This window comes from Vibrio sp. 2033 (assembly GCF_033339735.1).
The window spans coordinates 1-521 of record NZ_JAWOVC010000819.1; the positions used below are offsets into that span (position 1 = coordinate 1).

Below are 521 nucleotides of genomic sequence, written 5' to 3' on the forward strand. Positions count from 1 at the left end.
AGAGTTTGGTGTTAACGCCGATGAAGGCGCAGAAGAGCGTGCGATCCGTCGCCGTGATGAGCTGCACGAGCGTCTACACACATCTCGTAGTCGTAAGAGTGAATACGAGCGTACCATCACCTCTACTGAGCTAGAGATGAAAGGTCTGGCGAAACGTCTGAAGAAAGTTCAGAAGGAATACGCAGAGCTGCGTACCTTCGTGGTTGCTGCGAAAGCGGGCTGGTGTTCAGTACTTCGCTTGGCACGTGAAAACGATGTTGAACGTCGTCTTCACAAGCGCGAGTTGGCGTACATGTCTGCCGATGAACTGCGTTCAATGTCGGATAAATCGTTGGGTGCGCTGCGTCTTGCTGTTGCAAACAATGATGACCTACGTGATGCGTTACGTTTGTCTGAAGATAATGCACGTCCAGAGCGTAAAGTTCTGTTCTACATTGCGGTTTACCAGCACCTTCGTGAGCGTATTCGTCAGGACATCATCCGCACTGATGACCCAGTAGAAGCCATCGAAGAAATGGAAG

At 50.7% G+C, this 521-nt stretch carries 1 pseudogene; it reads left to right on the forward strand.

What is annotated here, in order from left to right:
• Nucleotides 1-521, forward strand: a pseudogene (gene mukB, locus R7P74_RS29275) (chromosome partition protein MukB); the annotation flags it as partial.